Genomic DNA, 22,066 nt, shown 5'->3' with positions numbered 1-22,066 from the left:
TCCTTAGAACTTGGCCGACAGGGTCAGGCCGTAGGTCAGCGGCTCGCCATAGGTGGTCAGGCGGGCGCCCTGCTGGGTGCCGAAGGTCAGGATCTTGTAGGTTTCGTCGGTAAGGTTGCGGACATAGGCCGAGACCTCGTAGCGCTCGCCAAACGCCGCCGTGACGCGGGCATTGCCGAGCGCATAGCCCGCCTGCTTCTGGTACTGGCTGACCAGGTAGTCGACCTTGGACGGGTCGCTTTCCTGAGCGTTGACGGTGAACCACTGGTCGGTGCGATAGCTCCAGTCGGTTTGCAGGGTCACGTCGCCGAAGCTGGTCGGGATGCGATATTCGAGCGCCACCGCACCTGAGAAATCGGGCGCGCGGGTAAACTCGTTGCCCCTGCCGAACAACAGACCGGTGTTCGGATTGTTCGGGATGAAGTCTTCGGTATATTCAGTCTTGAGCGTGCCCAGCGCCGCGTCGATGCGGAGGTTGGGTGTCGGCCGCGCCGAGATATCGAGCTCAAGCCCCTTCGACCAGCCCTTGGCATTGATCAGGCGGGCAGCGAACGAGGTGGTTCCTGCCGTGACGATGGGCACGCCCTGCACCAGGACCTGGGCCTTCTTGTAGTCGTAGTAGAAGGCCGACAGGTTGACGCGCAGCTTCTTGTCCCACCACTGCGATTTGAAACCGCCTTCGTAGGAGAACAGGTCCTCCGGCTCGATGCCGTTGGCGTCGAACTGGTTGGCTTGCGTGGCGCTGGCCTGGAAGGTGCCGGAACGGAAGCCGCGCGCGTGCTTGGCGTAGACCAGGAAATCCTCGGAGACCTTGTATTGCGGGGTGATGTCCCAGGTCCAGCGGTTCCAGGTCTTCGACGGCTCGGACACGAACGGCACGTAAGGCGTCGATGAAGTCACCGACGAACGCAGCCACCACTGGCCGGTATTGGTAAAGGTGATCAGCGGACGTGCAGTGGTCGGTGCCGTCGCCGGATCGACCGTGTTCAGGCGGCGATTGGCCGCCTCACCCACGCCATTCAGGATATCGATGCGGGCGTCACGCTGTTCGGACGTGTAGCGCAGGCCGCCGGTCAGCGAGAACTTGTCTGTGAAGTTGAACGTGCCCGATCCAAACAGCGCATAGGATTTAGCGACCTGGTCGTACTTGACGTTCTGGAAGTAGGTGTGACGCCAGCGCTGGGCACCTGTGCCCCGATCGAGATAGGCCGTCGTCTGGATGGTTGCGGTCGAGGAGTCCGAGGAGAAGTCTTCATGGAAGTAATGAGCGCCGACAATCCAGTCGAACAGACCTTCCTTGGGCGAAGTGATGCGGAATTCCTGGGTGAACTGGCGGCTTTCGATGTCGGCAAAGGAGCGCGAACCTTCGAAGGCAGTGAAGTCGCCGTCGGACTTCGACACCTGGCGGCCATTGTCGGCGGCGGTGATCGAGGTAAAGGTATAGCCGCCGCGATCCCAGTTCAGCGTCAGGGTCGCGCCCGTCTGTTCGGTCTTCGAAGAACCGTCGACATTGGACGCACCGATGCTGGGGGCATCTGTCGCAGCATTGCCGTAGTCGTCGAACGGCGCTGAAGCCCCCTTGAAGGTCGCGTTGTCGGGAAAGGCCGGCTCGATGTAGCGCGCAATCGGCGTGCCGTCAGAATTGCGGGCGCGGAAGGACAGCAGGGCTTCGAAGTCGTCATTGGGCCGATACAGCAGTTGGAAGCGCGCCGCGCTGTCGCTGATCTTGCCGAAATCATCCTCACCCGTGACGGCGTTCGTGGCGATGCCACCGCGCTTTTCGGATGCGAACGACAGGCGCGCCGCCAGCTTGTCGGACAGCGGGCCGGTCACGGCGCCCTGCGCATTATAGGATTCGAGGTTGCCGATGCCGGCGCGGGCAAAGCCGCCGGTCGTGAACTGCGGCTTGCGCGATATATAGTGGATAGCGCCGCCGACGGTGTTCTTGCCCCACAGCGTGCCTTGCGGGCCGCGCAGGACTTCGACGCGGTCGAGGTCGAAGGCCGGGAAGGCCTGGAACCACGGCGCGTTGAGATAGACTTCGTCGATATAAACACCGACCGGATTGACGACATTGGCGCCGGGGTCGTTGGAGCCGATACCACGGATGAACCAGCGCGGACGGTTACGCGACTCGGTCTGCGCCGCCGAGGCGTTCGGGATGAAACGCACGACGTCAGCGGCCGAGCGGATTTCCTGGCGCTCCAGGGCAGCGCCCGACACAACGCTGAGCGCTGTCGGCACCTTTTGCGCGCTTTCCGAACGCTTGTTGGCCGTCACGATGACGGTCTCGACGGAGCCGTCCTTGTCGTTGCGGCGAAGCTCGGCCGCTTCGGCGGCCTGGCGGGTGATGGACTGGTCGTCGGCGACGGCGCTATCCGCCACGACGTCGGCAGCGAATACGGGAGACGTGGAGGCAAGCAGCGTTGCCGAGGCGAGCCACAGGGCCCGCCGTCCGGGGAGGAGGGAGGTCATTTTGTCTTTGTTTTCTTGAGAAAATTACTGTGCGGCTATGGCCGGCTCGAGCTGCTCTATGGCCTTGTAAGACACCCATTGGCGAGCATCGAAATCGGCCTTCAGGAAGCCATGGCGGAAGAGGAAGTCCTTGAAGTCGACCAGAGCATCGATTGATTCCGCATTGAGGAAGGTATCGAGGTTCTGATGAACGTTCTCGCCGTAGGCGGCCCGGACCAGATCCGGGAAGCTGGAGGTTTCATTGGCGATGAAACTGTGCGTTTCGGCCGGGTGGCTGCGCGCCCACTCGCCGGCTTCGACGATCCGTTTCAGGAAGCGGACGACGATATCTGGGCGGGCATCGAGCAGGTCCTGATCGACCGTCAGGGTACGCGGCGCGCCGTTATTGATGCGCACCTTCGGATCGGGATGGAAGCCGATGTCGGTGACAATGTGCGCGGCCAGGGCGCGGGCAATTTCGACGCCGTAGACGCCCTTGACGAAGATGGCGTCGACTTCGCCATTCAGCAGGGCGCGGATTTCGGCCCGGTAACCCGAACGGCGACGGATGCGCTTGCCCGAAGCATCGACATCGCTGCCGCCCTCGGCTTGCGGCGCGGCTACGACATCGACGAGTTGGACGTCCTTCAGAGCCAGGCCTTCCAGCTCCAGCACCTTGTCATAGGCGCGCAGGGCGGTGGCGCGGTTGAAGTCGATCGAGCCGTGATTGACCGGCAGGGCCAGGCGGCGACCCTTCAGGTCCTTCGGACCTTTGATGCCCGAACCCGGCAGGGTAATAACCAGGAGAGACTCGTCAGTCCAGTTCAGGCCGATGACCCGCGTCTGGCGGCCATTGGCGCGTGCCCAGATGGCCGGGATATTACCACCCTGCCGAAAGGAATTGCTAAGCGTGTGGTCGAAGTGCGATTCCTTGATTGCCGGATCGAGGCTTTCCTGAAGCGACTTGAGTTCCAGGCCCTCAGGGGCGAATTCATCACGGAAGTAGCCAAGCTGAACGGCCAGGCCCAGCGGCGTCGGCACCGGGCAGCGGGTATACCAGAGATTGGGGAGATTGTAGGTCGCGCTCATGGCAAAACCTTTCGAAGCGTGTGGGGAGGCTTTCACGCGGCCTCATCTGGCCGCGCAGCTTCGGGAATGGGTGATGGTGTGTGACGGCGACCCCGTGGTCCAGCCGGTCAATTGGCTGCGCTTCGTATGTGCGTTAGCGCGACATCTAAACTCTATAAATTTGGTGTTGATTTGGCAATGTAGAAATTCTCATGTGATTGAGTAGGAATTTAACCGGCCCGCACCACCATATGGGTGTGCACGTGACACTGCGCGCTGGATTGGCATTCCAGCACGTCACTAAGACAACCATGTCATTGAAAAACCTGGCGCACCGGGGACAATGAAAATGAGAACTTTCGCCTCACCATAACCCTATGATTAATAACACATCTCTTGTTGCGCATACATAGAGATAAATTCAACAAAGCGCCAAAGGCGGAAGTAAAATTGTAATAGGCCCGCTTCTTCAAACGACGCCCGAAAGCGGACATTCGGGAGTCATCATGTTGCCTGGTACACATTGGATCAGCTTTGCAAGCCGCCTAACCGTCGATCGTCATGTTCCGACACTGGCGCCCAGGCTCAGGACTTCGGAGACGCAACGGCGCCCGTCCGTCCGATCTATCTGGATCACGATGTCGACCATCGACTTCACCAGCACATAAGCATTGGCATAGTCGAGGTTGGACGCGCCCTGCAATATCATGATTGCCAGTTGCCTCAGGGCGCCTTCGGCACTGTCGGCGTGGACGGTCGTCATCGAGCCCGGATGCCCCGTATTGATGGCGCGCAGGAAGGTATAGGCTTCGGCACCACGCACTTCCCCGAGCAATATCCGGTCCGGTCGCATGCGCAGGGCGGCCTCCAGCAGGTCGTTCGGCGTCACGCTCGCCTCGCCTTGTCCGCCGCGGGTGGCGATCAATTGGACTTTGTTGGCGTGACCCGGCCGCAGCTCCGCCGCGTCTTCGATGGTGATCAACCGTTCCGACAGCGGGATTTCAGCCAGCAATGAGTTGAGCAGGGTTGTCTTGCCGCTCGATGTCCCGCCGGAGATAACAATATTACGCCTTTGCCGGACGGCACCGGCCAGATACGCCGCCAGTTCGCCAGTAGGGGCGGGCACAACGCTGCGACGCTGTGCCGGCTCAAGTGCATAAGCGGTCAGGGGCATCACTGCCGTGCGATGTCGGCGGATGGCCATGGCGATATGAGCTTGCGTCGCCGGCGGCATGACGATCTGTATGCGCGCGCCGTCCGGAAGGCTGGCGGTGAGCAGCGGGTGGGCCCGGCTTAGTCCCTGGTGCGAATAAACGGCAACCTGACGGGCCAGGCGCTGCAGGTAGTCACTATCGAGTACGGGCATGGGCAGGCACGCGATGTCGCCTCCCAGCCGCTCCCGCCAGATTTCGCCCGGCCGGTTGATATATATATCGGTCGTCTCCGCATCGGCGAGCAATGGCCGAAGCGGCTCGAGATAGTGACTGAGATAGTCGCCGGGGTAATCGATGTTCACCTGACCGGTCATCGTCTTGGCAAGACCCCCGTGAAGTCCATGTCCCGGTTGACGAAGACCATGATCGGCGTTCCGGCCTCGACCCTGACCGTCGGCGCATTTACGCCTTGTGGGGAACCTGCCTGGGCGACGTTGCCCGCCGTTTGGGCAGGAACGCCCAGAACCACGGAACCATCGCCAGGGCGCGACGCCAACGCGATGCCTACCGTCAGGACCGTTTGAAGAGTGGCGGACCCGATGCGCGCCATCAGGTGATTGTCGACCTTCCCCGCAACACCTGCTCCACCCCGCAGGTCCGCTCCCGGCGCCGTCAGCTTGATGGCAACGCCATCGGGCCGGATCAGGCGTGTCCACTGGATCGCGACACGGCTCTGATTGGCCTGTGTCCCGGCACGGATTTCGCCGATCAGATGGCTGCCACGCGGGATGAGAACGCGCGTTCCGTCAAAGCCGCGTGTGTCACCCGTCGTGATGGCGCGCACGGCGCCGCCCTGGCTGGAATCGACCGGCGTTTCGATCGCGGCTGGAATAAGTGCACCCTGGGGGACCAGCATGGCGCGATTGCGCATGATCACGGCGCGCGCTGGCGTGTCGTCCGGCGCCGGGGTCTCGGCCGGCGACGCGGAAGGCAGGTCGATCGTCATGACGGGCTCGGACAGCCGCGGTTCGGGCGCCGGCGGTATTTGAGGCGGACCGGGGCGCTCGACATACTGGATGACCGGCGGCGGCGGTGGAGCCGGGACATAGCGAATTTCAGGGAGCGACTGGGAAGCCGGCTCGGGCGGCGGCGGCGGAATGACCAATGGCGCAATAGGCGGCGGAACCGTCATGGCAGCCGGTACGGTGCGCGGTACCATCTTGCGTCCGCCGATATGGGCCTGGCTGGCCCAGATCACCCCTCCACCTATGAGACAAAGGAGTGCGGCCACGATGACCGGTGAAGGCCCCGCTTTCGGCAGGGTCACCCGGGGCGCACGATCGTCGGGTCCTTGCGTGCCGGTACCGGTCATTTCCGTCCCTTCTCGATAACGCGTGTCGCTGTCGCCTTTTGATTCCCAAGTCTGAAAACGAACCGGTCGGCGACGAGGTCGATGACATATTTGCCATCACGCATGGCGCCGTTGATCAGGACCTCGGCCCCCTGGTCGTTGATCATGAAGACGGCCGGAACCTGGCCTTCGCTGCGCCATTCCACGAAGGTCGCAGAGCCGTTCTCATACATGGACAACGGACGCAAAGACGTGGCCCCTGTGAAGCGAAAGTCCGACCTCGGCGTATCCTGAGGAGCCGACTGGTCCAGATATACCGGATAGACGAAACGCAGCGATATCGGCGTCGCGGCGTCCGGAGTCGGAATCGCGGTCAGGTCGAAATTATATTCGCGGCTATCGGTGATGACGGTGAGATTGGTGTTGGTCGCGCCCTGCATCGGCTTGATGAACAGGCGATCAGCCCGATGGTTGGCCACGGCCTGCCAGACGGCGCTGTTCCCAAGCGCCACGTTTTCAATGCGTTCGTCCGATGAAAACTCGACGGCCACGGCATAGCCCAACGCCACGCGCAGGATAACGACCTCGTCCGGATCGTAGTCGACCGTCTGTATCCGCGGGTCCTTAACGCCCGGGGTCGGCGTGACCGACGCCTGAGCAGGAGCACCGACGGCGACCGACAGAACAGCAATCATGGCAAGGAGATAGCGGCGTATCGTCACGGCTCTCTCACGCTCGTAGGGGAAGCCGTACTATCTTCGGACGGCGGAATGTCGCTTAGGGCTGTCGCCACATCAGGCGCCTCGAGGGGTATCGCCATTGTGAAGCCCTGAGTCGGTCGCGGCGCGGTCTCGTCGCTGCGCCTGTAGCGCGTTACCTGGAAGCCCAGCGGATTGACCAGCCGGTCCTCTGCACTAAGCGGCCCGTCGGAAAACTGATAGGTGATGACTGCAGAATAATAACCGTATGTCCCGCTTGCGGTGCCTTCGTTCATTCGGGTCGTGGTGAAACGCACCAGAGCCGTCTTCGGCCCCAGTTCCGAGATAGACTCGATATTGACTGCCACCACCGCTGAACGCGGATAGAGTTTGAGGGGACTTTGCGGATTCTGCGCGGGCATCAGGGCAGCATATTCGCCACGCGCCTGGCCGCCCGACCAAAGCATTACCTTGCGGTAGTCGGCGCGCAGGGCCGTAATATCGAACCCTTCCCTGGCGACGACATACTGCGCCAGCATTGAACGCGTGAGGGCGGTGTTGGCGCGCAGGGTCTGACTGCCGTCTTTGTCCAGCACCTCTACAAATCCGGTCTGCCGGTCGACGAGGACCGGCACGACATTTGTCGATTTGAGCGGAACCAGGCTGGCCAGGGCGAGAGCTTCGGCAACAGCGATCAGGGCCGCCGCGCCGGCAACGAGCCAGGCCCGGTTACGGGCGCGCCGCGCGCCGTCGGCCTCGCTTTGCGCCCAGCTCGCGCTGTCCGGATAGTAGGATTGCGTGTCTGTTTTCATGAAATCAAGTCCCGCTTCGCCGCACCTGTTGACGCCCGCATATGTGTCGGCCGCCGCAATCCCGGCCCCGCACCTGCCAAAGATTCCGTGGAGCCGGCCCAAGCTGAAGCGCCGCCGCCGCCCCCTCCCCGGCTATTGTTCTGCCGCTGCTCGTCGGCCACGGCCAATGCGCCGACCGCGTCCGTCACGCGCTGCGCCCGCGAAACCGGGGGATCGGTCCGAATTTCCGGGACCGGCCAGGGAGATCGTGGGACCGACGGTGCTTCGGTTCCCGTTCGCGCGGTCACGAAGGTGCCGGCGCGCCGGATAAGGTCGACAGGCAGGAACCCACCTGCCGCGAGCACCGCGACCACGGTTATGGCTGCACACCCTGCAAGGAAAAACAGCCCGATAAGCAACGGGGCGCCGGCATCAGGAGACGTCTGCGACAGGCGCGACAGATCTCCTGTCAAAAAAGACAGTTCGAGTGCGGCACTCACCGCATAGCCTGTTTGGGCCACAAATAGCGCGATCATCGCCCGCAGCCACCCGACGAAGAGTCCAATCGACATATCGAACAGGGCGGCGGCGATGAACAGCGGCCCGACGGCCAGTACGATCGCCTGAGCCAGCCGCGTGGCCAGGCTGAACCCGACGCAAGAAAGCATCAATATGGCATTACCTAGGTCCTGGCCCGGAGTGGCAGGCGAAGGCCCCGGTACGGCGGGGGCAACGGACGGATCGCCGCCCGTGGGCTGCGGCGTCACAGGGACCGGCACCGCTTGGGCCGGCGCGGCCAATGCGTCCAGATAACCGGCCGCGGCGTGGCTGGCCTCGGTCAGCGAAGGCGCCCGCAATCCTGTGGGAGCCAGGGCCATGGCCGCCAATTCCCCCGGCCCCTGGGTAGAGACCGTATAGGCCAGCGCGGAATAGGTGGTGAAGCTCGTTGCCGCGGCAATGACAAAACCCAGCCGGAGCACCGCGTAGACCAGGCTGGCGGCATCGAGGTGATGATGCAGGATCAGGCGATAGCCAATGCCAGCGACATAGAGCACCAGCAACACCGCAACCAGGGCCGTCGGCAGGCCATGCCACAGGCCTCCGTGGAAGCCCGCCAGTTCGATCTGCCGCGACTGGCATTCGACATAGCTGGCCAGGCGCTCGACAACACCGGCGCCATCGGCCACGGCAGGACAGGCACCGCTCATGTCAGTCTCTCCAGGAAGACAGGCATCCAGTCGCCTGGGTCGTCGCCGACAGCGGCACGCACCTCATCCAGTAGTCGGATAGCGCTTTCGCGGCCGGACAGAACGTGCAGCATTTCCGCTTCGCCGGTCAGGTCGAGGCGCGCCACGACACTTTCGCGGCCATGCTTGATCAGGAAGCAATGGGCGTGATCGGGCAAGGACCGGACCAGGTCGAACTCATGCTGGGTCAGCCCGAACCCGTCGACATAGTCTGCCGCCTGGGCACGTGCATTGGGCAGGAAGATATGCGTGGCGGCCTGCTCCACGATCGCCGAGGATATGCGGCTGGCCAAAGCGTCCTGGGCACTCTGGGTGACGAAGCCCACCAGTCCGTTGCGCTTGCGGATGGTCTTTTCCCAGTCACGAATGCGGGCCACAAAGATATCGTCATCCAGCGCCTTCCAGCCCTCGTCGACAACAATAATCGCCGGCGATCCATCCAGCCGTTCTTCGACGCGATGGAACAGGTACATCATGGCCGGCGTCCGCGTCGCCGGTGCGTCCAGCAATTGCGTCATGTCGAAGCCAACGACCGCCGCATCCAGTCCGACCTCGTCCTCTGCATTGTCGAACAGCCAGGCGTGCTCTCCGGTACCGAACCAGGGACGCAGCCGGGCATGGAGGTCGGTGGCCCTCGGCCGCTCCGCGCCGCGCAGCAGGTCCGCGAAGGCACGCAGGCGGCGCAGGCTGGGCGGCGCCGAAAAATTAGCGTCGACCGCCGCCTCGATCACCGTTAGGTCCTCGGCGCTCGGTGTCTCGTCCGCCGAGACCAGGCGCGATACCCATTCAATCAAAAAGCGACGGTTCGCCGGAGATGCCTCCAGGGCCAGGGGATTCAGGCCTGAGGGCGCACCGGGGCGCAAACTGCGATAACGACCGCCGACCGCACGGATGAAGATTTCCGAGCCCCGATCCTTGTCGAAGAAGACGAGCCGTGGCCGAAACTTCAGCGCCTGGGCCAACAAGAAGTTCAGCACCACCGTCTTGCCCGAGCCGGAGGGGCCGATGACGCTGAAATTGCCGAGGTCGCCGTGGTGGAAGTTGAAAAAACAGGGTCCCGCCGCCGTCGTTTCGAGGACGGTCACCGCCTCACCCCAGTAACCGCGCGGCTCGCCAATCGCAAAATTGTGGAACGACGCGAAACTGGCGAAATTGCGTCCCGCAATGAGCGCGCGCCGGGTGATGAACTGCATATTGCCGGGGAACTGTGCCCAGAAAGCTGGCTCCAACGCCAGGTCCTCACGCACACCGACGATGCCGAGGTCCGCCAGCACCGCCTGGGCGTCGGCCAACCCTTGCGCGACCTGGCCTTCGTCGGCGGCGCTGAGCATCAGGGTCATATGATGTTCGCCGAAGATCGCACGTCCCGCGGCCAGGTCGTCACTGGCGCCAGCCAGTTCATTGCGCAAGGTGATCGCCTCGTCGTCGCTGGCGCGCATGCGGCGCAGGGCCAGGTTGACGCGGCGCAGTGCGGGGTCGCGATCAACGAAGGCGAAGCTTTGGGTCAGCACGAATTCGGCCGGCAACCGCAGCAATTCATCGATCATGCCCGGCCGCGACGTTCCGGGATAGTCCCGGATCGACAGGATGCCGAAATAGCGTCGGTCCTGTTCGGCATAGGGGGCCAGCTCACCGGTCATGCGCCCAAAGCTGAGGCGGCGGGCCGGCACGTGCGCTGCCAGCTTGCCCTCCGGCAGCAGTCGTGCCTGGCTGAAGCCGTTGTAAATCTGCGCCAGGAATTCAAGAATTCCGGAATAGCGCCTGCCGTCCCGCGCATAGACGCCGACGACGCGCGGCCGATAGGCCGCAAGCGAAGCCATCAGGACCTCGCGGGCCTCGTTCAAGTCGCGCAGGCCTTCGCGCAGTTCGCTGTCGGCGCGGCCGGCGTCAGCGGACACGTTTTCGAAGAATCGCTGAACCAGGCCCTTGCTGCCCTGGGTCGGCCGGCGCAGAAGCGTGACATAGATATCGTTGACATAGAGCGCCTTGGCGTCCAGCCGTTTGCGCCACCGGTCGTTCAGGGCGCGGCTGAATGCGTCGTCGTAAGAGGCATCAAGCGCCGGTTCGATGCGCCGGCGGACGATATGGTAATATAGCGCAAAGCGCGAAGCACTGAGCGCCTTGAGCGCGGCGTCCCTCAGGTCCTTGCGATAATTGAGTTCACTGGTGTCCGCGGTTTCGAACAGCAGTCCCTTCAGGACGATGGTCTGCATCAGACGCCTGTCGTGCAGCATCACCGTATTGTCGTCGACATGCGCAAGATACGGCAGGCGATCGCCGCCACGGGTTTCTTTTTCGTAAGCTACTCTGGTCATGGACTATAGGAATTGCACCCCCATAGCGACCGGTTCGCGATGTGCGGACAGCGTGAGCTCGTAACGATCCAGATATCGAAAATGCGCGGATCGTACAGGTGGGCGACCCAGCCGATGGCATGGATGACAAGAGCGGCGGCGATGACCCAGAGCGACTTGAAGACCAGGAACAGTTCCGTCGTGATGATGACGTTCGCTATCAAAAAGCTGTAGGTTACGCCCAGGAACATCTGCGGCTTGGTCAGGGCTACGAAAAGGCGGTCGCGGTCGAGCGTGTCCATGGTTCAAAAGCCGCCGCTGGCCGCTGTCTGAATGCCCGCGACGATGCTGGTCGCACCGAAGAGGATGAAGCACCCCAGGATGACCGCAGCGCCGTGACGCCAGTTCAACCGGCCTGTCAGCATCATATATCCGCAGAAGGCCACGGCGATCACAGCAACCACGGTCGCCGTCGTGCCCAGCAAGGTTCCCTGGATCCAGTGGAGGGCGCCGACAATCGCGCCCGAGCCTTCAGGATCCGCGTAAGCCTGGGCATGGGCCGGCAGGGCAACCAGGGCCAGGGCCGGAATGGTGCCCGACAAGTGTTGTATCGCTTTCATAGGTTTTACTCAGGTAAGAACTTGTGGATTGCGTGTCGCAGCAGGGGATGGGACCAGCGGCGCGGCGGCCGCTGGTCCCGGGTATCAGGGTCAGTTCGGAGACGTTCCGTAAACGACGCCACGGCCGGCATTGGTGGCCCCATAGACCGTACCGAAGGTCTTGGGGTCGCCCACAAGCATGCGGAAGCCGCCGTATTGATTCTGGGCGGTGTCGATCCGCACCCAGGTGCTGCCGCCGTTGACCGAGCGGAAGACGCCTTTGACATTGTTGTAGGTGCCGGCGACGTACATGGCCGGGTAGGACTGGCCGGACGCCGCCTTACCGAAGCCCATGGCCTGAATGCTCGTCGGACCGGAGACCTGGCTCCAGGTGCCCGAGCCGCAGGTCGTGTTACGCATCAGGCCGCTGTAGCCGTAGAGCCAGACGTCGCAGGACTTGCCGAACGGCGTGATCATAGTGTGCCACGCAATCGGCGTAACGGGCTGGGTCCAGCTAACGCCCTTGTTGGTGCTGACATAGACCTTGCCGGTGTAGCGATCGTAGGCATAGAAGTTGTTGACGTTCGCGCCGTCGGCCACCACGGCGATGCCTGCGGGCAACGATGTCGAAGACCAGCTGTAGGTGCTGTTGGTCGAGACGACCGGCACGACGCCGCTGTCACCGGGCGCCCAGACGATGGAGCTGCCGTCGGCGTTGATTGCGATGGTGCCGCCACTGTCATTCGTGACACCGGCCGGTGTGCTGGTGAAGGGAGACCAGCTGTAGCCGCCATTATACGAGATGGCGCCTGGAGCGCTGCCCCATATGCCGACCCGCACCATAATGTTCGAGGCGCTCTTGGCCCAGTCGAGTGAGGTGGTGTTGCCGCAGGTGGGATTGGAGTGCGCGGCCGCGGGGGCCTGTGTCATGCTGGAGTGGAAGAAGCCGCACACGTCGCCCATCCCGCTCACCAACGGCACCGAACCACCCCAGGGGAAGGTGCTCGGAGACGCCAGGCTGAGTGGGACGGTTTCTTCGACGCCATTTTCATCGAGCGCGAAATTGACGGTCCCACCGCTGGCCGACGCCGTCAAGTTCTGGGTCGACATGATGCCGCCCCCCCAGGTCACGAAGGCGTGGTTGGTGTTGAACGGATCAAGCGCCACGCCGGCCCAGTTGCCGATATAGGCGCGGGTTCCGTTCCAGGGCGCCGCCGTGAGGTTGACGTTGACATTGGCGGTGGCGTCGACCCAGGACTGGCCGCCGTTGGTGGTCCGATGCAGGGACTCACCGTGGCCGTCATAACGGTTGACGCTCATGACGGCGACAGTGCCCGAATGCGCCGGATCGACCGACAGACCGGAGAAGCCATAGTCAGCGAACCAGCCGGCCAGTTGCTGGCTGTCGTTCGGGGGCGTGATGTTGGTCCAGTTGCCGCCGGCAACATTGTACTTCCACACCTGGCCATGGTCCAAGCCGCTGGGACCGCCGCCGTTCGACCCCGAAGCCTGCCGCGAATAGGTGATGTAGAGGTTGCCGTCAGGACCGATCTGGCCTTGTTGCGGCATCAGGCCCGTCGGTGCGCCCGAAACCAGCGACCAGCTATTGCCGCCGTCTGTGCTACGGTAAAGCGTGGCGCCATTGGTAGCTGCGGCCGGGGTGCTGACACCGGCGAAGATGGTCTTCGTGTTCTGGCCCGACGAACTGGACGGCTTGTGCATGGCGACGAAGCTGACGCCCGCGCCGGTGTCGTTATTGGACATGGCCGGGAAGCCCGTGACCTTCGTCCACGTCGTGCCGCTGTTCGTGCTCTTCCACAGGCCGTTGCTCGAGGCCCAGGCCGAGGTGTTGGCCGTACCGTAGAACAGTACCGAACCCAGGTTGGGGTCGACCGCCAGGCGCGGGCCGACATTGCGGCCGGCCTCATTGCCGTTGACCTCGAAGGTGAACGGCGAGATGGTGAAACTGGCGCCTTGGTTGTTCGAGATCAGCAGGGCGCCGCAGCAGTTGGTCTGCCAGTCATGGCCGCCGCCGGCAACCATATAGAGCTTCTGGGTGTTGTTGGGATCGACGGCGATCGCTTCGACGAAGTCGTAGGAGGCCTGGTCCGGGGTCAACCAGTCGAGCAGCGGTACCCAGGTGCTGTTCGACGAATTGTAGCGATAGGCGCCGCCCACGTCGGTACGGGCATAAAACAGGCCCTGCTGGCCCGGATGGGCGATGACTTCGGGCACGTAACCGCCGCCGCCGATCTTTGCGGTCTGCCAGGTGTAGCTCTGTGCGCTGACGGGGGACACTGTGGAAATCGCCGCCGCCGAAATGGCAAGCAGGCTGACAGCCAGCCCTTTTAAAAGGGCATGACGCAGGTTTTTTTCATGACGTCCTTCCTGTTTTTTTGAGCCCGAAGCAGGCGCACGACCACAAGAGGACTAGGGTCGACACTCCCTACCAAAGGCGGGCCTTATTGTTAGACCCATAACAGAGATACACATCAAAACGTCATATGCAAAATTAAATTTTACATGTAAATTATAGATTGAGCGATTGCAACTTCGATATCGTTAATTGCTTACCTCCGGAACGCAAAAATGGTAATCTAATTTATTAAAATAAAGCAGTGCACTACGCATCGTGCAAACGTTATGGGTTCCAGTGAAAACTCGCGTGGCTCAAAAAATTATCCCCGACGACTGAGAATAATTTTATGATTTATTTCTACCAATAATTGCCTGTGAGGGTGAGAACGATCGACCGAGGTTGACATCAACCATGCGCCAAGCGTTAGACGTGCAGCCAATGCTGCTTGTACGTTTCAGCCGCTTGTCGAAATACCGCAGATGGTCGGCACCCTCTCCATTTTGCATGACGGGGCGGCGGTTTTCATAGCCTTGCAGCTACAGCTTAGGAATTTTTTTAGTTGCGCTAAACAAGACAATAGCATCCCCCTAGTGTCTCCACCAAGAGCACAAGACTCACGATTGATCTTAAGTCTTTGGAAAACCTGGCGCACCCGATACGATTCGAACGTACGACCTTTGCCTTCGGAGGGCAACGCTCTATCCAGCTGAGCTACGGGTGCCTGCTTTGCCGGACGCCGGCCTCAGGTGGCGCGGAACCTAAGCCAAACCCTGGCCGCACTCAACCGCAAAAAGCGGATAACCCCAAAAATCGCTTTAAGCCGCCAAGTCAGGCAGCAAGTCCCGCCGCCTGCATCATCGGTTTCAGCGCCGCCATGGCCTGGGGATTGCCCAGCAGGCTCTCGCGGATCTGCGGCATCCGCAGCAGGCGCATGACCTCCGCCTTGGCCTGTTCGCTGACCGGGCCCAGCGGCGCGGCATTGCCGGCGGCAAAGTTGAGCAGCATGGCCACCTTGTGCATCGGCGGTACGGGCGCCTTCAGCGTCTGCTGAATTAGGTGGATGTCATTGGCGATCTGAGCGCCGATCTGGCCAAGCTTGCCGACGATTTCGTCGCGGTCAGCGTCGCCAAGGGCAGCCTTCAGCACCTTCTTCTGCATCTGGGCCAGATGCTGCAGGCGTTGCGGCGCCGGCGTATTGGAGTTGCGGATTTCGCGTTCGAACTTCAGGCTGGTGATCGCCGAGACGACCCAACGTGCCGCCTGACGCTTGTTGGCGGCGCCCGCCACGTTTTCACACAGCCAGATCAGCTTTTCGATTTCCTCGGCCGACGTCTTGGCGTTCCCAGTCAGGCTGGCAACGAAGTCCGACGACACCAGCATCTTGGAGCGTTCGGTAAAGGCGTCCTTGACGTCGTCGCGCTGCGACTCTTCCTTGCCGGCGGCCGTCAGGCACATGGCAAGCGCGCGCAGGATCTCAATCTCGCCTTCCGGATCACCCGGCTTCAGGCGGCGCAACCCCTTGATCTCCTGCATCAGCCGTTTGGAAATACTGGCTCCCAGGGCTTTGAAGCAATCGCGCAGAATGAGGTTGTGATAGCCCTCAAGTACGTCTTTCAGCGGCGGAATGACGCGCGCGACCTGCGGGTCGATCCTGGCGACCAGGTCGACCTCGCGGCCGGCGGCCATGCGGGTCATGATCGCAAGTGAGGTGCCGAGATCGGCTTCCTGGCCCAGGACATCGGACAGCGAATTGCGCGACGAGAAGATTTCGACCACAGGCGCTTCGATGACGTGCATCGCCCACTCGCGGCCATCGATATGATCGGCCAGGACCGTGGCGAACAGCAGGAGCTTTTCCAGCTTGACAGATGGACGCCGGTCCTCGCCCAGCACCTTGGCCAGGGCGCCACCCAGGATATAGGCCTTTTCAGGATGGCTCGACAGCTTGTCGATCGTGCCCAGCCAGTTGGACGGTACGACGTCAGGGAAGCTTTTCTTGCGGCCATCGGTGATCAAACGCAGCACAGCCTTGTCGATCAAGGCGCGCCAGCGGCGCATCAGTTCGTGCAGGTCCTGGCCAGTGTCCTGACTTTCGGGCACGGCTAGTTTTTGCACGACATGCTGAAGCTCGGTGCCCGTCGCGTCAAGCCGTTCGGCGAGGTCGGGGCGGTGCAGCAGTTCGAACGGCGTGACGGCGTTGCGCTTCAGCCATTCTTCGAGCAGACGGCCGATCTTTTCACGCGCGATGGCTGTATAGAGATCCTGCGGCGCCGTGCAGATGCTGTCGACCGAGGAGACGGTCTTGACCTTCTTCTTCTCTTCGGGTGCGCCCTTGGTGAAGACGGTCAGTGAGCGATATTCGCCGGAATTGTTGTCTAGCGTCTCCTTGCTGACCATCACCGCGGCGAAACTCTTTTCGACCAGCAGGGTCTCAGCCGACTTTATGGCGACATCGCGGTTTTCCAGCGCCATTTGCAAGGCCCACGACGATGAGGGCGTCTTGCGCGCGAAAATCTCATAGTGGACCTGACTGTGCGCGAAGCCGCTCATCTGTTTTCCTGGTCAGCCCCTACCATTGGGCCTTGAAATTCCTGCAAAATTTACACAAATGGGGTTAAAATCCCATTGAGGACGCTTCTCGGTCCCGATATGACCTGTTTTGAGCCGTGTTCACGCCTTGAAATGGACTATATTGCGCTCTTAGAACTGTAGCAGTGGCGTATCCTATTCTATCTCTTGAAAACCGGAGCATTCATGGCCCGCATCACCCTGGTCGATGACGACGAAAACATCGTGACGAGCGTATCCATCGCGCTGGAAAGCGGCGGTCATACGATCCAGGCCTATTACGACGGGGCCACCGGCCTGGCCGCACTCGAGAAGGACCCGCCTGACCTTGCCATTCTCGACGTCAAGATGCCGCGCATGGACGGCATGGAAGTGCTGAAACGCATCCGGGCGACGTCGAACCTGCCGGTCATCATCCTGACCTCCAAGGACGACGAGATCGACGAGATCCTGGGTTTCAACCTGGGCGCCGACGACTATATGCACAAGCCGTTCTCGCAGCGCCTGCTGCTGGAACGCGTCAAGGCGGTGCTGCGCCGCGCCGGCATTATCGAACAGGGCGAGGCCCCCGAGGTCCAGGAAGCGCTGAACGCCAAGTCGCTCAAGCGCGGCAAACTGGTCATGGACGCCGCTCGCCACGAATGCACCTGGGACGGCAAGCCCGTCCGCCTGACGGTCACCGAATTCCTGCTGCTGCACGCCCTGGCCCAGCGTCCCGGCTTCGTCAAGAGCCGCGACAACCTGATGGATGCCGCTTATGACGATCAGGTATATGTCGACGACCGTACGATCGACAGCCACGTCAAGCGCATGCGCAAGAAGTTCCGCGTCGTCGACCCGGAATTCGATTCGATCGAAACGCTGTACGGCGTCGGCTATCGTTACCGTGAAGCCTGAGCAGGCTTCCGGCCGATAGGACAATCTGATGACAACCGGTCCCTGGTACAAGCGGCTGCCGTTTATCCATTCGCGTCTCGGGCGGCTGGTTGTCGGATTGAACATTATCAGCCTGCTGATCCTGGTCTGCGGTACTCTGGTGGTGAACGAGTTCCGGCGCGGCCTGATCGACGCCTATGAGGACTCGCTGAAGTCGCAGGCCCAGACGATTGGCAACCTGATCGGCGCCGTGGCGACGGGCGAAGAGAACGAAGCCCCACACCTCCAGCCCTACTATGCCGCGCAGGTAATGAACCGCTTTATCCCGCAGGGTCAGCGCGCGCGGCTGTACGACATCAACGGCAAGCTGGTGTCGGACGGCACGTGGATCGCCGATTCCCTGGCCGGGTCCGACCGGATCGACGTCACGCCCTTGCCGCCGGCGCGCAAGTCCACGGACCCGCAGCCGAAGGATAATTCGTCCGAAATGGCCAGGCTGCGCGCCCAGGGCCAGACCGACTTGCAGGACGAACTGGCCATGGCGCTCAGCGGCACCGATGTGGCGCACGTCCGCCGCAATGAGCATGGCAAGAAGGTCGTGTCGGTGTCGATCCCGATCAAGCGGGTGAAGACAGTGCTGGGCGTGCTGACGCTGGAACGCGGCAATGTCGATGAGATCGTCCAGGCGCAACGCCAGGCCATGGTGCCGTTTATCCTGGTGGCTTTGGGTGTGACCTTTATTTCGTCGATCATGCTGCATTTCCTGATCACGCGGCCGATCCAGCGGCTGTCGCTGGCCGCCGATACGGTGCGTGCGAACCAGGCGCGTGCCATCTCCCTGCCCGATCTCGAAGAGCGTCAGGATGAAATCGGCGGGCTGGCGCGCTCACTGGAAAGCATGACCGACACGCTGTGGCGGCGGATGGAGGAGATCGACCGCTTCGCTGCGGATGTGGCGCACGAGATCAAGAACCCGCTGACCTCGATTCGCAGCGCGCTGGAGACCCTGTCGATCGTCAGGGATGACAATGCCAAGGACCGGCTGATGGGGGTTCTCAATCAGGACGTCCGGCGGCTGGATCGCCTGATCACCGACATCTCCAACGCATCGCGCCTCGATGCCGAACTGTCGCGTGATGTGCCGAAGGCAATCGACGTCGGCGTGCTGATGGAAGACATCGCGTCGCTATATGAGCATACGGGTAGCGTCCGCGTCCGTCTGAGCCGTGAACTCGCCCACGCAACCGTCAATGGCCGTGAAGGCCCGCTGGGCCAGGTATTCCGCAATGTCATCGACAATGCACGCTCTTTCTCGCCCGAGGGCGGTGAAGTCCGCGTGGCCTTGCTTGCGGGCGAGGCCGGGCAGTTGCGGGTTATTATCGAGGACGATGGCCCGGGAATTCCGGAGGAAAACCTCGAGACCATCTTCCAGCGCTTCTATACGTCACGGCCGAAGGGCACGAGCTTCGGCAACAATTCCGGGCTGGGCCTGTCGATTTCGCGGCAGATCGTCGAGGCGCACCACGGGAAGATCTGGGCGGAAAACCGGACAGAAGGTGACAAGGTGGTGGGAGCGAGATTCAGTATTGTCCTGCCGGCTGCATAAGATTTCCGGGGTGCGGGGTCCGCGACCCCACAGTCCTTAACTTTTTTCTTTTCTTGAGGTCACCAACATGGCGGCTTCAAGAAAAGAAAGATAACGTAAGTTCCCAAGGTCGTTCTTTGGCCCTGCACCCCGGAAATCCTAAGCGTCTGCATGAGCAAACTGATCCTCCACGCCACATCCCTGACCCTGCTCGTCGGCCAAACCTGGCGGGGCGTGCTGATCGTGGGACCATCGGGTATTGGCAAGAGTGACCTGGCCCTGCGCGCCATCGAAGCTGGCTGCCATCTGGTCTCGGACGATTATTCGTGTATCTGGGTCTCCGGCGGTCATCTCTACGCCGCACCGCCCGAAACGATAGAAGGGCTGATGGAAGTCCGCGGCCTTGGCATCATCGGCCAGGGACAACGCCGCCCCATGACGCGCATCACCCTGGTGGCCATGGCGCAGACCGATCCGGTCGACCGCTTGCCGGAGAACGAGATCACTCCCATATTGGGACTGAACCTCCCGACGACCCGTCTCAATCCACGTGAAGCGTCATCGGTGCCCAAACTCATCACGCGCCTGCGGCAAAACTAAGCAATGCCCGAAAAAGTGTAAGCGGTTTTTCGTTAGGCATTGCGGGAGAAACAGGCCTCGACAGGCGCGGGCGCACAGACACAACCTGACCGTGCCGCTACGTCAAGTGACACATAAGACACGGTTTTCGCTGTGGTGCGGGTTTTGCTGGGTAGTTCAGAATTTCTCATTTTGCAGTGCGAAGCAAAGAGGACTAATATCGCGTATTCGGCCGATCGCATAAGCGCGGCAGTAAGGTTAAGGCATACATGATCGGACTGGTGATCGTTACGCATGGCAGGCTCGCCGAAGAGTTCGTCGCGGCGATGGAACATGTGGTTGGGCCACAGAGCCAGGTAACCCCCATCTGCATTGGGCCGGAAGACGATGTCAGCCTGCGCCGTCAGGAAATCCTGAAGGCGACGGCTGAGAACGACACAGGTGACGGCGTCATCCTGCTGACCGACATGTTCGGCGGCACGCCCTCCAACCTGGCCATTTCGGTCATGGAACAGACGCGCGCCGAAGTCATCGCCGGCATCAACCTGCCCATGCTGATCAAGCTGGCGTCCTTGCGCCGCAACGAAGATCTGGGTGCCTGCGTCTGTCATGCCCAGGAAGCCGGGCGCAAATACGTCACTGTCGCCTCATACGTGCTGTCGGGCGATAACTAAGCCATCTCTGAGACTCCAAGTACGGGATTTTGACTGGACTCAGAATCAGAACTCTCGCATCATTGGCAAAACACAGAGCATCGCCCGCTTCGGCTGAAGCGAAGCTATGCTCTTATTTTTCGTTTTGTCGCATTTCCTAACGGCGAACCGCTTTGGCACTTCGCCGGGAAATGCTTCTGCCTCCGAAGGAGGTTCAATGAGTGAGACGGCATTACCGGTGCGAGCCCAGGTCGAAATCTGCAACAACAAGGGCCTGCACGCCCGCGCCTCGGCCAAGTTCGTGAAACTGGCGTCGAGCTTTGAAAAAGCCCAGATCCACGTCATCAAGGACGACAACCGCGTTGACGCCCTGTCGATCATGGGCCTCTTGATGCTGGGCGCGGCCAAGGGCTCGCTGATCGAAATCGAAGCTGAGGGCGAGGAAGCCGAGGCCGCCGTCAAGGCGCTCAGCGAACTGGTCGCCAACCGCTTCGACGAAGAGGCGTAACGTGAAACCGCTCTGGCTCGCTCTTGCCGTTACCCTGTCGCTCGCGACGCCTGCTGCCGTGCACGCCGAAGACGGCGCGCCCGAAGCCTCCGCGCCGGCGAAGAAAAAAGTCGCGCGCAAGAAAGCCAAACCCAAGGCCGCAGCGCCCGCCAAGCCTGCCGGCCCGGTACCCTACACGACACTGACGCCATCTCCTGCGCCCACTGCCCAGCCCGTAACGATCGGTCCCCCCGCGCACGCTCTGACGCACGACGTCATGCCGCAGCCGGCCGAGACCAATGTGCCGGTCGCCCCGCCGTCCGACGTCGCCATTGCACCGAAAGTGGATACCGCACCGCCACCGCCACCGCCGCCCGTCGTGGCCCGGGCAATCCCCCAGGCAGCCCCGACAGTCGGAAGCCAGGCGCAGATCAGCCTGAAATGCGAAACCCAGGTTGTTGACGGCAAGCAGATGGTCAGCCGCGGCACCTTCTATATCGACCTGTTCCCGTCGGCCGTCTTTCCCGACCAGAATGCGGACTTCAAATTCCTGTTCGTCGATCCGGCGCACAAGTCGCTGATCCGCGGCTCGGTCTGTCTCGACACCATGTGCTCGGCCAATGTGACCGAAAGCGCCTACTACCTTGTCAACAAGGTCACCAAACGCGGCGCAGCGCTGCGCATCACGCTCGACCGGTCGCGCGGTGCCTTCTATGCCGAAGAAATCGACAGCGGCGTGCTGGGCCTGATCGGCGGTAACAAGAAGGGCAGTCATCCCGGCGAAAGCGGTTATTGTACACCGCAGAGCCTGCCGGCGAAACTGTTCTGACTTTACCGTTGGAAGCCTGACTATTCATTCTTTACGAACACTGCCGCCTCCCGCGTGGAAACCTTAGCGGGCAAACGATACTCTCCGATCAACACATTGATTTCCAAAGGAGATAGTTATGAACCAAGATCGTATCGAAGGCAGCTGGGAACAGGTCAAGGGCCGCGTGCAAAAGGCCTGGGGCAAGCTGACCAATGACGACCTCGACGTCATCGAAGGCAACCGTAAGCTCCTGTCCGGCAAAATCCAGGAACGCTATGGCGTAGCCCAGGACGAAGCTGAGCTTCAGGTGCGCCGCTGGAACGACGAAAACAACGATCTGGTCGATGACGGCACGATCCGCAACGACCAGCTCTAGCGCCAAGTCTCCGGTTCCGCCGAATCGGAGATGACAAGAGCGGAAGCGGCTTAACCGTCGCCTCCGCTCTTTGTTTGTGTGTGAAATCGTGTTTAATTGCCGGAGACCACGAGACG

General features: G+C 61.7%; 19 protein-coding genes and 1 tRNA gene. 7 read left to right on the top strand and 13 right to left on the bottom strand.

Annotated features, from left to right (window positions below):
* Nucleotides 1-3: 3 nt before the first annotated feature.
* The 13 genes from AC1DON_RS05815 to AC1DON_RS05755 all read right to left on the bottom strand — a co-directional run bounded on the left by AC1DON_RS05815 (nt 4) and on the right by AC1DON_RS05755 (nt 16,565).
* Nucleotides 4-2,475, bottom strand: a complete 2,472-nt coding sequence (locus AC1DON_RS05815) for a TonB-dependent receptor (RefSeq protein WP_476933808.1) — start codon at nt 2,473-2,475, stop codon at nt 4-6.
* A 24-nt stretch (nt 2,476-2,499) separates the two neighbouring features.
* Nucleotides 2,500-3,543 (bottom strand): ABC transporter substrate-binding protein, encoded by a 1,044-nt coding sequence (locus AC1DON_RS05810; RefSeq protein ID WP_476933807.1) that lies wholly within the window; start codon nt 3,541-3,543, stop codon nt 2,500-2,502.
* Nucleotides 3,544-4,081: 538 nt separating this feature from the next.
* Nucleotides 4,082-5,038 (bottom strand): P-type DNA transfer ATPase VirB11, encoded by a 957-nt coding sequence (gene virB11 / locus AC1DON_RS05805; protein ID WP_476933806.1) that lies wholly within the window; start codon nt 5,036-5,038, stop codon nt 4,082-4,084.
* An 8-nt stretch (nt 5,039-5,046) separates the two neighbouring features.
* The gene (locus AC1DON_RS05800; RefSeq protein ID WP_476933805.1) at nt 5,047-6,048 is read right to left on the bottom strand and encodes a TraB/TrbI/VirB10 family type IV secretion system protein; all 1,002 of its coding nucleotides are present in this window, start codon (nt 6,046-6,048) and stop codon (nt 5,047-5,049) included.
* Nucleotides 6,045-6,749: a TrbG/VirB9 family P-type conjugative transfer protein gene (locus tag AC1DON_RS05795; protein WP_476933804.1), complete on the bottom strand. Its 705-nt coding sequence runs from the start codon at nt 6,747-6,749 to the stop codon at nt 6,045-6,047. The genes AC1DON_RS05800 and AC1DON_RS05795 overlap by 4 nt, the downstream gene beginning before the upstream one ends.
* The gene (locus tag AC1DON_RS05790; RefSeq protein ID WP_476933803.1) at nt 6,746-7,537 is read right to left on the bottom strand and encodes a VirB8 family type IV secretion system protein; all 792 of its coding nucleotides are present in this window, start codon (nt 7,535-7,537) and stop codon (nt 6,746-6,748) included. The genes AC1DON_RS05795 and AC1DON_RS05790 overlap by 4 nt, the downstream gene beginning before the upstream one ends.
* Nucleotides 7,534-8,724 carry a type IV secretion system protein gene (locus tag AC1DON_RS05785; RefSeq protein WP_476933802.1) on the bottom strand — a complete coding sequence of 397 codons (1,191 nt, stop codon included), beginning with the start codon at nt 8,722-8,724 and terminating at the stop codon, nt 7,534-7,536. Before AC1DON_RS05785 ends, AC1DON_RS05790 begins: the two co-directional genes overlap by 4 nt.
* Nucleotides 8,721-11,078 (bottom strand): VirB4 family type IV secretion/conjugal transfer ATPase, encoded by a 2,358-nt coding sequence (locus AC1DON_RS05780; protein WP_476933801.1) that lies wholly within the window; start codon nt 11,076-11,078, stop codon nt 8,721-8,723. The genes AC1DON_RS05785 and AC1DON_RS05780 overlap by 4 nt, the downstream gene beginning before the upstream one ends.
* On the bottom strand, nt 11,075-11,359 hold the full coding sequence (locus AC1DON_RS05775; RefSeq protein WP_476933800.1) for a VirB3 family type IV secretion system protein: 285 nt from the start codon (nt 11,357-11,359) through the stop codon (nt 11,075-11,077). The genes AC1DON_RS05780 and AC1DON_RS05775 overlap by 4 nt, the downstream gene beginning before the upstream one ends.
* Nucleotides 11,360-11,362: 3 nt before the next feature.
* Nucleotides 11,363-11,677: a TrbC/VirB2 family protein gene (locus AC1DON_RS05770; RefSeq protein WP_476933799.1), complete on the bottom strand. Its 315-nt coding sequence runs from the start codon at nt 11,675-11,677 to the stop codon at nt 11,363-11,365.
* A gap of 90 nt (nt 11,678-11,767) precedes the next feature.
* Nucleotides 11,768-13,954 (bottom strand): beta propeller repeat protein, encoded by a 2,187-nt coding sequence (locus tag AC1DON_RS05765; RefSeq protein ID WP_476933798.1) that lies wholly within the window; start codon nt 13,952-13,954, stop codon nt 11,768-11,770.
* A gap of 705 nt (nt 13,955-14,659) precedes the next feature.
* A tRNA-Arg gene (locus AC1DON_RS05760) sits at nt 14,660-14,736 on the bottom strand.
* Nucleotides 14,737-14,843: 107 nt separating this feature from the next.
* The gene (locus tag AC1DON_RS05755) at nt 14,844-16,565 is read right to left on the bottom strand and encodes a hypothetical protein (protein ID WP_476933797.1); all 1,722 of its coding nucleotides are present in this window, start codon (nt 16,563-16,565) and stop codon (nt 14,844-14,846) included.
* Nucleotides 16,566-16,769: 204 nt separating this feature from the next.
* Between AC1DON_RS05755 and AC1DON_RS05750 the strand changes: the two genes are divergently transcribed.
* From AC1DON_RS05750 to AC1DON_RS05720, 7 genes are all read left to right on the top strand, one after another.
* Nucleotides 16,770-17,480: a response regulator transcription factor gene (locus tag AC1DON_RS05750; RefSeq protein ID WP_476933796.1), complete on the top strand. Its 711-nt coding sequence runs from the start codon at nt 16,770-16,772 to the stop codon at nt 17,478-17,480.
* 28 nt (nt 17,481-17,508) lie between these two features.
* Nucleotides 17,509-19,065, top strand: coding sequence for an ATP-binding protein (locus AC1DON_RS05745; protein ID WP_476933795.1), 1,557 nt, complete (start codon nt 17,509-17,511; stop codon nt 19,063-19,065).
* A 150-nt stretch (nt 19,066-19,215) separates the two neighbouring features.
* Nucleotides 19,216-19,644, top strand: a complete 429-nt coding sequence (locus AC1DON_RS05740; protein ID WP_476933794.1) for an HPr kinase/phosphorylase — start codon at nt 19,216-19,218, stop codon at nt 19,642-19,644.
* Between the two features lie 248 nt (nt 19,645-19,892).
* Nucleotides 19,893-20,297 (top strand): PTS sugar transporter subunit IIA, encoded by a 405-nt coding sequence (locus tag AC1DON_RS05735; RefSeq protein ID WP_192622214.1) that lies wholly within the window; start codon nt 19,893-19,895, stop codon nt 20,295-20,297.
* Nucleotides 20,298-20,493: 196 nt separating this feature from the next.
* A complete protein-coding gene (locus AC1DON_RS05730) occupies nt 20,494-20,784 on the top strand; it encodes an HPr family phosphocarrier protein (protein ID WP_476933793.1) in 291 nt (96 codons plus the stop codon).
* Between the two features lies 1 nt (nt 20,785).
* Nucleotides 20,786-21,592 (top strand): hypothetical protein, encoded by an 807-nt coding sequence (locus AC1DON_RS05725; RefSeq protein WP_476933792.1) that lies wholly within the window; start codon nt 20,786-20,788, stop codon nt 21,590-21,592.
* Between the two features lie 118 nt (nt 21,593-21,710).
* On the top strand, nt 21,711-21,950 hold the full coding sequence (locus AC1DON_RS05720) for a CsbD family protein (RefSeq protein ID WP_476933791.1): 240 nt from the start codon (nt 21,711-21,713) through the stop codon (nt 21,948-21,950).
* Nucleotides 21,951-22,066: the final 116 nt, after the last annotated feature.

This window comes from Asticcacaulis sp. P4_H10 (assembly GCF_056400965.1).
The sequence above is the reverse complement of the archived record's forward strand: the minus strand, read 5'-3'. Positions and strand labels throughout refer to the sequence as shown.